Source organism: Mycobacteroides franklinii, from assembly GCF_001853795.1.
GTDB classification, from domain to species: Bacteria; Actinomycetota; Actinomycetes; order Mycobacteriales; family Mycobacteriaceae; genus Mycobacterium; species Mycobacterium franklinii.
The window spans coordinates 1-12,538 of sequence record NZ_MLIK01000019.1 but is presented as its reverse complement, the minus strand read 5'-3'; the positions used below and the strand labels follow the sequence as shown (position 1 = coordinate 12,538).

11 protein-coding genes and 1 pseudogene are annotated in these 12,538 nt (G+C 62.8%); all 12 read left to right on the top strand.

Annotated elements, in window-relative coordinates; translation table 11 throughout:
- The first annotated feature begins 4 nt into the window (after window positions 1-4).
- Window positions 5-904 carry a DUF58 domain-containing protein gene (locus BKG76_RS07895; RefSeq protein WP_070937171.1) on the top strand — a complete coding sequence of 300 codons (900 nt, stop codon included), beginning with the start codon at window positions 5-7 and terminating at the stop codon, window positions 902-904.
- Window positions 894-1,367: a hypothetical protein gene (locus BKG76_RS07890; protein ID WP_070937170.1), complete on the top strand. Its 474-nt coding sequence runs from the start codon at window positions 894-896 to the stop codon at window positions 1,365-1,367. The genes BKG76_RS07895 and BKG76_RS07890 overlap by 11 nt, the downstream gene beginning before the upstream one ends.
- A complete protein-coding gene (locus BKG76_RS07885) occupies window positions 1,358-2,422 on the top strand; it encodes a hypothetical protein (RefSeq protein WP_070937169.1) in 1,065 nt (354 codons plus the stop codon). Before BKG76_RS07890 ends, BKG76_RS07885 begins: the two co-directional genes overlap by 10 nt.
- A complete protein-coding gene (locus BKG76_RS07880) occupies window positions 2,419-3,471 on the top strand; it encodes a vWA domain-containing protein (RefSeq protein ID WP_070937168.1) in 1,053 nt (350 codons plus the stop codon). Before BKG76_RS07885 ends, BKG76_RS07880 begins: the two co-directional genes overlap by 4 nt.
- Window positions 3,468-4,430 (top strand): hypothetical protein, encoded by a 963-nt coding sequence (locus BKG76_RS07875; protein WP_070937167.1) that lies wholly within the window; start codon window positions 3,468-3,470, stop codon window positions 4,428-4,430. The genes BKG76_RS07880 and BKG76_RS07875 overlap by 4 nt, the downstream gene beginning before the upstream one ends.
- A 210-nt stretch (window positions 4,431-4,640) precedes the next feature.
- Window positions 4,641-5,510 (top strand): (3R)-3-[(carboxymethyl)amino]fatty acid oxygenase/decarboxylase, encoded by an 870-nt coding sequence (scoE, locus tag BKG76_RS07870; protein WP_070937166.1) that lies wholly within the window; start codon window positions 4,641-4,643, stop codon window positions 5,508-5,510.
- Window positions 5,507-6,061, top strand: a complete 555-nt coding sequence (locus BKG76_RS07865) for an FcoT family thioesterase (RefSeq protein ID WP_070937165.1) — start codon at window positions 5,507-5,509, stop codon at window positions 6,059-6,061. The genes scoE and BKG76_RS07865 overlap by 4 nt, the downstream gene beginning before the upstream one ends.
- A 30-nt stretch (window positions 6,062-6,091) precedes the next feature.
- Window positions 6,092-7,609, top strand: coding sequence for a fatty acid--CoA ligase FadD10 (gene fadD10 / locus BKG76_RS07860; protein ID WP_070937164.1), 1,518 nt, complete (start codon window positions 6,092-6,094; stop codon window positions 7,607-7,609).
- Window positions 7,602-7,853 carry an acyl carrier protein gene (locus tag BKG76_RS07855; protein WP_070937163.1) on the top strand — a complete coding sequence of 84 codons (252 nt, stop codon included), beginning with the start codon at window positions 7,602-7,604 and terminating at the stop codon, window positions 7,851-7,853. The genes fadD10 and BKG76_RS07855 overlap by 8 nt, the downstream gene beginning before the upstream one ends.
- Complete coding sequence (locus tag BKG76_RS07850) at window positions 7,850-12,007, top strand: AMP-binding protein (RefSeq protein ID WP_070937162.1); 4,158 nt, start codon at window positions 7,850-7,852, stop codon at window positions 12,005-12,007. The genes BKG76_RS07855 and BKG76_RS07850 overlap by 4 nt, the downstream gene beginning before the upstream one ends.
- 31 nt (window positions 12,008-12,038) lie before the next feature.
- Window positions 12,039-12,347, top strand: a complete 309-nt coding sequence (locus tag BKG76_RS07845; protein WP_070937161.1) for a PE family protein — start codon at window positions 12,039-12,041, stop codon at window positions 12,345-12,347.
- Between the two features lie 40 nt (window positions 12,348-12,387).
- Window positions 12,388-12,538, top strand: a pseudogene (locus BKG76_RS07840) (type VII secretion protein EsxS); the annotation flags it as partial.

Sequence of the window (12,538 nt, the reverse complement as noted above, 5' to 3'; positions counted from 1 at the left end):
TGCCATGGGAGTACTACTTCAGCAGGTCAAAGCGGAGACGCTGACCAACAATCGGCTGACGGGCCCCACCGGGTTGTCACGTGGGCTGCTCGAAGGTGAGCACCGCTCGATGTTCCATGGCCGCAGCCTGGAATTCGACGACCTGCGTCCCTACATCCTCGGCGACGACGTGCGCGATATCGATTGGCGGGCCTCCGCCCGGTCGTCGTCGGTGCTGGTGAAGCGTTTTGTGTCCTATCGCCAGCAGCGGATTCTCGTGGTCGCCGATATCGGGCGAAACATGCTTGCCCTGGCGGCCAGCGGTGAACCCAAACAGCGGGTCGCGGTGAATGCGGTTGGTGTAGTGGGTCTCATCGCCAACAGCAAGGGCGACGAAATGGGACTGGTCTATGGCGATGAGCATGCCTCAGGGCGGATGCCAAACCGCCGCGGCGAGCCGCATTTGGAGCACATGCTCGAACGGATCAACAGCCGCGATATCACCACCAGTGGGCGCAGCAGCATTGCGGCGCAACTGCGCTTCGTTGAGCGGAACTACCGACATCGCCACATCGTGTTCGTCATATCCGACGAACCCGATCTATCCGATGAGCTCGACAGCGAATTCCGCCGGCTGGCGGCGCGTCACAATGTCTACTGGATCACCATCAAAGACGCTCCCCTAGTGGGGATTCCGGAATTCGGTGGTGAGGGATACGATGTCGACTCCGGCCGCTCGATCCTTCGGGAGGAGATACTCGGCGGCAGGGTGATCGAGGCCTATCGACGCGCCGAGGCACAGCGCGAGGCGGCCTTCGACGAATACGTGAATTCATCGGCCATTCCCTGTGCGCGAGTCGCGGGCAGTCGCGACCTGGTCAAGGCGATCACCACGATGCTGAAGAAGGCCAGCCGTGCCAAATGACTATCTGAGATGGATAGTGGCGCCACTGCCGTACTCGGTGCTGTGGCTGGTCTTCGGGATCATCCTGGTGCTGTTGGTAATCGGTTGGTGCGTAGGTGTTTTCGTGTGGACACTGCCGGTGGAGAAGCTGCGCACCATTCCGGTGATCCGGGACATCACCGCGCGCGTACTACGCCGCAAGTTCAGTGCGGCCATCGACAACGTGCGCAAGGAGCACGATGCCGGAGCGTTGAATTCGCGGCAGGCGCACGGTGCGATGAGCCGCGTGCTGCGTACCTTCATCTATATGCGTACCGGTGTGCGCGCGCCGTACATGTCGTTGGGAGAAGTAGCGCACAGCGGCGCGGCAGGGGCGGCTCCGGTGGTAGCGCAGCTGTACTCGGGTCAGTTCGAGATCGGCGATGACACCAATGTCGCGGTGACGGCGGCAGCGGTTCGGGGTGTGATCCAGTCATGGAACTGAGATGGTGGTTCGTTGTCATCGGTGGGTTGGTTCTGCTGGTGGCAATTGCGCTGCTCGCCTACTTCTGGCCTATGCGCCAGCTGCCACGCAGCCTGCGTCCGCTGGCTTGGGTGCAGCGGCTTACCCGGCTCCCCGAATATGTACGCGCATACCGTAGATATCGGATCATGCTGGCAGCCATCTCGATTGCGGCCACGGCATTCCTGATCGCCGCGATCTTCGCCACGGCGCGGCCGGTAAGTAGCGAGGCGACGGCCGCCCAAATCAACCGGGCACACCCGGAGGACATCAACCTGTGCGTGGCGTACGACCCTGCTGCCCATGATGTTTCGGAACTGCTGAACTACTTCCGCGATCAAACAAAGGGCTTCGACACCCAACGACTGGCCTTGACCTCGGCCACACTGCGGGTCATCCCCATGACGGGAGACAACTCCTACCTGCAAGACCGGCTCGGCTATTTCGGCGGACTGGGCGCCTTGGCAGCTAAGGACAAACCTGGGCCCGACGACAGCAAGGCGCTGCAGCGCGGTCGGCAGGAATTCTCCCGCGGGGTGGCCTACACGGACTATGCCCGCACGGTCAACGATGCTCTTGCCTTATGTATGACCGGATTTCCCGGTTTCACCAAGCCCAGCGAGCATCGCCGTTCTGTCATCTTCCTGGGGCCCACCGCCGAGCAGCGACAAGCGCGCCCGATTTACACCGATGACAAGCTGGCGGAGCTGACCAGAACAGCGCAAATCCAGCTGAATGTTCTTACCCCCACCGCCGCCGAAGAAGGTGGCGCGGTGAAGCGGCTGGCCGAGGGCAGCGGTGGCCGATTCATCACGTATCTGCAGGGCACGAAGACCAGCAGCGCGGCCGAGCAGGCCGGTATCGACAGGACCTTCCGGGGTCATCTCGATGAGATCCGCTCCAACCCTCCGGTGATCACCCAGTCCGACGGAACAATTTACGTCCAGAAGGTGCAGGATCGACCGAACGTCATTCTGGTGATCGCGCTGGCGATCGCGGTGGTCTTCGCCACTGCCCTGGCGGGGGTGCGCCGATGACCTTCCAGCCCGTGCTGCCGTGGTGGATCTTCATCGTGTTGGCGGTCGTGATCGTCGCACTACGCATGTACACGCTGTATCGAGTTTTGGTGGTGGTGGGTGGCGGTAGCCAGCGCAAGGTGGTTCTGCGCTGGAGTCTGTTGACGCTGGCCATCGTCTGTGTGTTCGCCGCCGCGGCCCGGCCCGGGATCGAGCCCACCGCGCATGTCCTCACCGAATCGAATGCCGTTGCGGCAGCTAACAGCAACGTCAATGTCTTCTTTGTTGTCGATCGGTCCATCAATTCCCGGGCCGAAGACTATGGCAACGGGCAGTTCCGGATGGCCGGCATTCGTTCGGATATGGATGCCATCGTCAACCAGTACGCGCAAGGCCGGTTCTCCATCACCTCGTTCGCGACGAGTGCTCGGGTGGATTGGCCACTTTCTGAAGATATGTGGAGCCTCAAGGCGCTACTCACGGGTTACTCGGCGTATGTCTCCGAACCGGACTCGGTATACCGCGTCGGCGTCGCGGCCGCCGACGGCGAGCTCAAGAGGCAACTCGAGTTGGCGCGCCGACAGTACCCGGGTTCAAGCAACGTCGTGTTCTACCTCGGGGAGGGCGCGGGTGCATCGCGTGAGCCCGCCAAGAAGTTCGACATCCCCGCCGACCTTGTCGACGGGGGCGCGGTACTTGGCTATGGGACGCCCGAAGGCGGCAAGGTGGCCAGCCAGCTTGCGGCCAACGGAGACAAGACTTACTTCCAGAACGTCGCAGGCACAGGCCCGTTCCTGTCCGTTCTCGACGAGCAGTCTCTCAAAGGCATCGCGGACCAGCTTCACGTGCGATATGTCCATCGGTTGCAGGGTGATTCGATCGCCCCGGTGATTCCGGGACTGGATCCGTCCGCCACTACGAGCGAGCAGCGGTCGGTGTCACTTCCCGGAAACAGGATTGAGTTCTACTGGGTCTTCACCGGCATCGCGATGGCGCTGATGTTCTACGAGCTGTTCGCGATGGTCCGTGAATACCGCACGTCGCGCATCACGAAGGTGGGGCCGACGTGACCCCCCGGGTGATTCTTGACGCGGTGCGACGGTTCTTTAGCGACGGGCCGCGCCGGAAGGTGCTGCGACGCAGACTGGTGGCTCTCTCGGTTTTGCCCGCATTGTTGTTGTTGGCGCTCGCGGTGAAGCTCATTGTCATGGTGAGCACGGGGTACGCCGCACAGTCGCACTACCTTGGTTATGACTCGTACTCGCTGCGCGACGATGTCCGAATTCTCAAGTCGTGGAACATCATCGATTCGTACAAGGCCTACTTCACCGAAGGCGACCGGTACGTCCTGGAGGGCAAGCTCGGGGAAGCGGAGACCGAATTCAAGGAGTCGCTCACGCGGGTGGATCCCGCCCGGTCCTGTCCGGTACGGATCAACCTGGAAGTTGTCCTGGAGACGCGGGGTGACCTCAAGTCCGCCGACCGGAAGCGAGACGAAGCCAAGAGGTTTTGGCAGGAAGCCCTCGTCATCACCAGGGAGGCTCCGGCGGGCTGCTTCGACACCACGAACGAACCCGACGAAGAGGTTCGCAAGCATCTCAACGGAACCGAACAACGATTACTGGACAAGCTGAAGGATCCGCCGGCGACCCCGCCGACCCCTACGACATCACCATCACCGTCGCCCTCTCCCTCGCCGTCTGACGGTGGTGGCGGCGGTGGTGGTCAAGGAGGAGACAACGGCCAGGGCGGCGGCAATGACCAGGGTGGCAGTGGTGGCCAGGGCGGCGACAACGGCCAAAGTGGAGGTGACCAGAACACTCAGCCCGGTCAGCAATCGGGCCAGCCGACCCAGGAGGGGCAGAGCCCCGGCCAACCCACCCAGGCGCCGAATCCGATCGGACCTGATCGGATTCCTACCAGCGGCGGCACCGGCGGGAACGAGCTTCATCCCCATCAGGGCGATCCGTCAGACGTGCTCAAGCGGTCGCTTGAGAACTCGACAGCATCGGGTACCGACGCCGAATGACGCTCGTCGTCTGGCCGGCCGGTCCGTCGACGACCTGACTGGTACCTCGCCGCCGGCGGCGTGACGTCGACCACTAATCGCATTGTTTTCCAACGATTTACCCACCGCGCGAAACCGCCCCTCATTTCGGTGGGAACTTTTCGCACTCCCGGATCGACTGCTCCCTTAGTCGCATTAGTTAGTCATATCCGCGAGAAGGTTAGGGAGTCGATGACGCTCAACGTGAAGGGCGAGGGACTGGGGGCGCAGGTCACCGGAATTGATCCGGGGAACCTGGACGGCATCACCACCGAGGAGATCCGCGAACTCGTCTACCGGCACAAGCTCGTCGTCCTCAAGGACGTGCACCCATCCCCCGAGCAATTCATCCAGCTCGGGCGGTTGATCGGCGAGATCGTGCCCTACTACGAGCCCGTCTATCACCACCAGGACCATCCCGAGATCTTCGTGTCTTCCACCGAAGAAGGCCAAGGCGTTCCGCGGACTGGTGCGTTCTGGCACGTCGACTACATGTTCATGCCGAAGCCTTTTGCCTTCTCGATGGTGTTGCCCTTAGCAGTTCCTGGGCTGGACCGCGGCACCTACTTCATCGACCTCAACAAGGTGTGGGAATCGCTGCCCGTACAGACAAAGGAAGCAGCGTTGGGGACATTCAGCACACATACCCCGCGCCGCTACATCAAGATTCGTCCGAGTGACGTGTACCGGCCTATCGGGGAAATCCTGGCCGAGATCGAGCGCACCACGCCTCCGCAGAAGTGGCCGACGGTGATCCAGCACCCGAAGACCGGGAAAGAGATCCTCTACATCTGTGAGGCGGGCACGGAGACCATCGAGGACGGGACCGGAAAGCTTCTGGACGCGGAGTTGCTTCAGCAGCTCCTCGAGGCTTCGGGGCAGCTCGATTCCGATTATGCGTCCCCGTTCATCCACGCGCAGCACTATGAGGTTGGGGATATTGTTCTGTGGGACAACCGATCTCTGGTACATCGCGCAAAGCATGGGACGGCATCGGGTACGTTGACGACCTACCGCCTCACCATGCTGGACGGTCTCGAGACGCCGGGATTCGCGGCGTGAGTGCGGTCGCGGCGACGCTGTCGGTCCAGACCGGCCTGCCTTCGGCGGGTATGGCCCCGATGTCCGAGGCGCTGCTCAGCAGAGTCCTCGAGCCGTATTCGTACAAGGGATGCCGCTACCTGAACGACGCTCAATACGGAATCACCTCTGACGCAGTGCACGCGCAGGGCAATTTCGCGATCGACGAGTCCGCCTACATCCGAAGCACAGGGCACTTCAATGCCGTGGAGTTGGTGCTGTGCTTCAACCAGCTGGCGTACTGCGCGTTCGCGCAAGGTGTTGTCAACGAAGACATCTGGGCATTCCGGGGCTGGTCCATCGACGACTATTGCCAGAACCAGCTCGCCAGCATGCTGATCAAGAGCACGTCGTCGCGGTTTCGGCGGTTGGTCAACGCGCAGCAGTTCTCCGCACGCCTGCAGGCCCGTGACTTCCACATCGTCGACCGGTCATGGCGCTATCTCCAGTTCCACAGCACCATCGAATTCTGGGATCAGGATGGAGGATCCGCGACCGGAGAGTTCGATATCGCGGTCCTCAACATCCCGTAACCCCCTGACAGGAAGCGCATCGCCACCGTCATGTCTCAGTCACCGCCGCCCACTGCGCTGGAACGGATCCTCGAGCAGGCCCGTATACGACCGGAGTCAATTGCGCTGCGCCGCACCGACGGTACCGATGCCGTTAGTTACGGTGAGCTCGTCGGCACGGTTGAGCGCCTCGCCGTGACACTTCGCGCCGAGTCGGTCACGCGGGGTTCTCGTGTCGTGGTCCTCTCCGACAATGGGCCACAGACATACCTTTGGGTACTGGCCTGCGCACGGCTGGGAGCCATCGCGGTCATGGTCGACAATGCCCTGCCGCAGGCGACCATCGCGCGGTTCTGCGAGATAACCCAGCCGGCCGCGATCGTTCCGAGTGCAGCCGACAACGACACCACCCGTCATCACGCGAGCGGTGACTCGGATTTCTCCGCGGACGACGCGGAAAGCGGAGCCGACGATGCCCTTGCCATGATCTTCACCAGCGGCACAACGGGTGAACCGAAGGCCGTGCTGCTTGCCAATCGCACGTTCTTCGCCATCCCGGACATCCTGCATGACGAGGGACTGAGCTGGATCGACTGGGTGGCAGGAGAAACGACGTACTCGCCGTTGCCCGCTACGCACATTGGCGGGCTGTGGTGGATTCTCAACGGGTTGATGCACGGTGCCGCATGCGTCACCGGTGGTGAACGCGGTGCCTCATTGCGGGAGTTGCTTGTCGACAACGAAGTGGCCACCGCGTGTCTGGTGCCCACTCTCCTGACCAGATTGGTGTCGGAGCTCAAGCTCACCGGCACCGACCTTCCCGCGTTGCGCTTCATCGCCTACGGTGGTTCGCGCGCTATCCCTGCCGATATTCGATTTATCGAGGCGACCGGTGTGCGGACGGCACAGGTCTACGGACTGAGTGAAACAGGCTGTACCGCATTGTGTCTGCCGACCGATGGCGAGTCGATTGCCAGGATCGAAGAAGGTGCGGTCGGGCGCCCGTATCCGGGTGTGCAGACCTATCTTTCGGGCGAAGGGTCCGGCGGGCCGGCGGCAGGCGCCGCCTCTGCATCTTTCGGCACGTTGTGGATCAAATCGCCCGCCAACATGCTGGGGTATTGGGGAGATTCCGATCGCACCCGTGAGGTACTGGCCGACGGATGGGTGAACACCGGTGATTTGGTGGAGCGCCGCGATGACGGATTCTTTTACATCAGGGGTCGCTCCTCGGAGATGATCATCTCCGGTGGCGTCAACGTGGTACCGGACGAGGTCGACCGAATCGCCGAAGATGTTGCGGGCGTTCGTGAAGCGGCGTGCTACGAGATACCGGATGAGGAATTCGGCGCACTGGTCGGGTTGGCTGTGGTGTCCGACGGGCACCTCGACGGACAGGGTACGGCCGAGTTGAAGCGACGGATCGCGGCTAGATATCGGCATGAGTCGGAGTCGATGGCCAGGCCGTCGACCATCGTCGTTGTCGAGGACATCCCTCGGACAAAGTCCGGCAAGGTGATGCGCTCGTCGTTGTCTGCCTCGCTGATCGGGGCACAGGCACGTGTCTGAAACCACGCGAGACCGGATTCTGGCTGCGGTGTGCGAGGTGCTGTACATCTCGGAATCTGAACTCTTCGAAGGCGACTCGACCGATCTGCGGGAGCTGGGTCTGGACTCGGTCCGATTCGTGCTGTTGATGAAGCAGCTGGGCGTGACCCGCGGCTCGGAGCTGCAGAAGCGTTTGGTTTCAGATCTTTCCATCGCAGGGTGGGCCGAGGTCCTGGAGCACGCTCAGCCGGAGGGCGTCACATGACCGTGGCCGTCGAACCCCGCGTGGACCGCGTACCGATGAGCCGTTCACAGCAGAACATGTACAACGGCGCGGTACAGGCCGATGATCCCGGGTTGTACCTGATTGGGAAGAGTTTTCGGCTTCACCCGATCGAACTACCGGTGTTTCTGTCCGCGCTGGAAGGGGCGATAGCCGCCAACCCGGTGCAGTTGTGTGTCCTAGAACCAGTGTCAGCCGATCTGCACCATCCGGAACTGGTGCAACGGTTAGAGTTCGGCGACATTGTCTCGGTTACTGCGGACGCAGAGGGCCTGACCGCACGGACCGCGGACGAGCTGGTGAGCCGGTGGTCCACCGGCCTCGCGGTCAAGCCGCTCGTGCATTACACCGTGCGCACCGGCGCTGACGCGCGGGTGGTGGGCCTCGATATCCAGGCACACCATCTCCTGCTCGACGGCGGCGCCATTGGTGTCATCGAAGCAGACCTCGGCAGATTCCTCGCGACAAGCGAAGAAGTCAAACCCCCCAGCGCCAGTGACGGACTGGCGAATCTTGTGGCAGCGCACCGCCGTGAGGCTGCCAAGGCAGACGAGTCCCTGCAACGTTTCGGTGCGGCGATCCAACACGAACTCGCCGACGCGGCGCAATACACCGCGCACGGACAAGACCTCGGCACCGGGCCATCCGGCGCCGCCAAGGGTGTGCTGCAGGAGTCGGTGACCCTGTCCGGCAAGGAATTCGATGCACTCGATGCGCTGGCCGAGGCTAAACGGGTGCCGTTGAACATCCTGGTGGCCGCGGCTTCGGTCGCAGTGAACGCCAGTTTGCGGCAGGGCACACAGACTCTGCTGGTCCACGCGGTGGACAACAGGTTCGGGGAGTGCGACCTCAGTGTGGCAACCTGCCTGGTCAACTCCATCGCGCATCCGGTCCGCTTCCCCGCCTTTGCATCGGTGCAGGATGTTGTGCGCGCTCTTGATCGTGACTATGTCAAGGCTTCGCGGCGCCGGTGGCTCCGTGAGGAGCAGTACCGCCGAATGTATCTGGCCATCAACAGGACATCACATGTCGAGGCGCTGACCGTCAATTTCATCCGGGAGACCTGCGCACCACAGCTACGCCCATTCCTCGCCGCTGCACCCTATGTGACCGATATCGGTCCGGTGGAGGGCATGACCGTGTCGTGCGTCGCGGATGAAGATCGACGCACGCTGACCCTGTCCATCTGGCATCGCAGCGACCTGCCGAGCACTAGCGCTCATCAGTGGGTCGCCGAGAGAATCGCGGCGGCGCTGGGCTCGATGGAAGCGATGTGGCACCTGCCGATCGCGATGACGGTGAATGAATGGTTCGGGATCGGCGCAGACGGCGCCCGCCGCAGAGGTGATGATCGCGCACACGCCACGGGGCTACCCGCCTGGTTCCTGGACCCCGGCGGTGAGGTGGCGCGGTTCTTGCGGCGGCGGGCATTTGTCGAGCCGTGGATCGCATGGCTGATCGCCGCGGGCGTCGTGCCCGGGGACATTGTGGTGTGCGTCGACGACGACACCGATAAGACTGTGGACCTGCTGATCGCCTGCCACCTCATCGGCTGCGGATACAGTGTGTGCGAGAGCACGGAAGAGCTTGCGGCGCGGTCTGATTCGATTGCGGAGCACGGGAATGGCGTTACGGTGCGTGTCGTCGACACGGCTATCTCGGTCCCTGTCGCTCTGGACGCATCGCTGCGTGAACTCGTGACAGAGCGGATGGAGCAGGTGGCTCGGGATGATGCGCTGGCGGACAGCACGGCGTACATCATGGCCACCTCGGGGTCGACCGGTGAGCCCAAACTGGTGCCGGTTTCCCATGGTGCCCTTGCGCTGTTTGCCCGCGCCGCCAGTAGTGCCTACGGCTGGCGGACGCAGGACAGCATTCTGCAATGTGCCCCGCTGACGTCGGATATCAGCGTCGAGGAAATCTTCGGGGCCGCGGCATGCGGAGCGCGGGTGGTCCGTTCTCGAGGCATGAAATCCGGAGATCTGCGCGCATTGGTGTCCGATATCCGCGAGCTCCGGCCCACCCTCCTCGATCTGCCGACGGCTGTGTGGCACCTGTTGTGCGAGGACCCTGAGGCCCTCGCCGCGGTCGGTGCTTCTGATCTGCGTCAGGTGGTCGTCGGCGGCGAGGCCATTCGCCCAGGCGCGGTAGATATGTGGGTGAAGTCCACTGATACCAGCGGTATCGCACTCATCTCGAGCTATGGTCCCACCGAAACCACGGTGGTCGTCACGTACCTGCCTGTCGCGGATGGGGACGATATCGACCGGCTTCGAGTGGGCCTACCGGTCGTACCGAACACGGTCTTTGTCGCCTTCGGTGAAATCGTCGTGGTAGGCGCACCCGTCTCGGTGGGGTATCTGGGTATACAGAGCGAGAGCTTCGGTGTGGTCAACGCCCCCGGTGGTGAAGCCAGGCGGGCCTTTGCTACCGCCGATCGCGTGGTGTTCGACGACGATGGATTCCCCACCTTCGCCGGACGCCGCGATGCGATCGTGAAGATCTCCGGCAAGAGAGTCGACACGGCCGCGATCATCGGCCGCATATCCGAAGACCCGGCGGTCGCCGATGCCTACGCGGCCGCCCACAATGGTGCGCTGGCCGTGTGGTTCCAGACCTGTAATGGGCTGCAGCACAATGAGTTGGCCGGTCGAATCAGGCGTCTGTTGGTGAGCTTGGGTGTCTCCTCGTTCTTCGTCATCTGTGTGCCGAGCATCCCGCGACAGCCGAACGGCAAGGTCGATAGGGACGTCCTGCGGACCATGGCCGAGTTTGTGGACGCGGTACCGGATGAGGCGGAGGCGGCAGAGGCAGCCGCTGGTCTTGCACGAATCTGGAGTGAGCACCTCGGGCGGCAGATCCGTGCGGGCTCCTCGCTCCTGGCGGAGGGGATCGGCTCGCTCGATCTGATCAGAATTCTGCCGGCCACTCGCCAGTATCTCGGTCGTGAACTGTCCGTGCTGGACCTGATCAGTGCGGACAGCGCCACCTACCTCGTTGCGGCGGGTACGGAGGTGGACGAGCTCGCAGCCTTGGACACCGCCGCCGATATCGGTGCGGACCTGGACCGGATCGCAATCGCTCGAGATGCTAAGGCGTTGCGCGGTAATGATTCGCGGTCCACGGACGGTGGGCCGATCGTGGTGCTCGGGGCTTCCGGAATCGTCGGCACCGGGTTCGCGCGGGCCACGCTCGACCTGAAACGAGAAGGCGCGCTGCGCCCCGAGGTCATCTTGGTGACCAGGTCGGAGCTACCCGATTGCGAACCCTGGTCGGCCCTGAAGGACGTCGTCGGTGTCAAGGTTCTGCATGTCGGATCCGAGTTTCACCCGGGGATGTTGGACGAGTTGATTCACCATACCGGTGCCCACACTCTGATCAATTGCATCGGGAACACCAATGTGCTGGCTCCCTACCGCGACATTCGAGACGCCAATGTGGAGTGGGTATCTGGGGCCGTGGCCGCCTGTACGGCCAGGGGAGTTCGACTGATTCACATGTCGACCTTTGTGGTGAATGCCGATCCCGCGGTGGCCGAGGTGACCGATCCGCGCGAGGCCGTCTATCCCTACGCGGCGTCCAAGGCGCTGGCGGAACTGGTTGTCGCGGCAGCGCCGGGCGAGCTTGACTTCACGCTCGTTCGGCTGCCTCGGGTGCTTGGCGAGGTCAGTCAACTGGGTGATGGCGCCGATATTCTGGTGTCGTTCGTTGATGCATGTATTGCGTTGCGGGCCTGTCCTTCTGTCGCGTTGACCGAGGAAGTGACCACCGGTGATGTCGCAGCCAGGTCCATCCTCGGGATGGCGGACGAATCATCGACGCTGGGCCGGGGAGTGACCGTGCTGCGTGGCATGTCCGTTTCGTATGCCGAGTTCCTCGGCGGGTTCGGCCTGGAGGAGCTCGGCCTGAGCGAATGGAAACGGCTGCTGGACCGCAGCGATTGGGCCACGCAGAACCCGGGGCGATGGTCGGTGCTCGACGCCTGGGCAGGCTTGGGGATGCAGCTCGGATCACGCAGTTACGCAGACTATCTGGCGGGGTTTCGGACCATCTCGCTTGACGCGGCGCCCGTGACCGAGCTTTCCGCGTTACCGGAATCGATCCGCAATCTGCTCACACAGGAGTTTTCTCGATGACCGTAGCCCAGCCGAAGGAGGAGAATTCGCAATGATTCTGAACGTAGTTCCCGAGGGGTTGACCGCGGCCGGCGCCGCGGTGGAAGCCCTGACCGCGCGACTCGCCGCAGTGCATGCGGCTGCCGCACCGGTGATCGGTGCGGTGGTGCCGCCGGCGGCTGATCCGGTGTCGATCCAGAGCGCGGCGTTGTTCAGCGCCCACGGGATTGAGCGCATCGGCGCCGGTACCGGTGCCGCGTACCAGCTTGGGCGGGCCGGAATCGGAACCGCCGAGGCCGCGACAAGTTACACAGTCGGCGATATGCACGCTGCCGCAACCTATATGCCGGGATTCGCGTAGTTCCGGTAACAACCCATCACGATCCGAGAAAGGAAATTTCATGAGTTTGCTTGATGCGCATATTCCGGCTTTGGTGGCTGCGGAGGGCACTTTTGGTGCTAAGACCGCGTTGATGCGTTCGACGATTTCGCAGGCCGAGCAGGCCGCGATGTCGGCCCAGGCCTTCCATGTCGGGGAATCCTCGGTGGCAT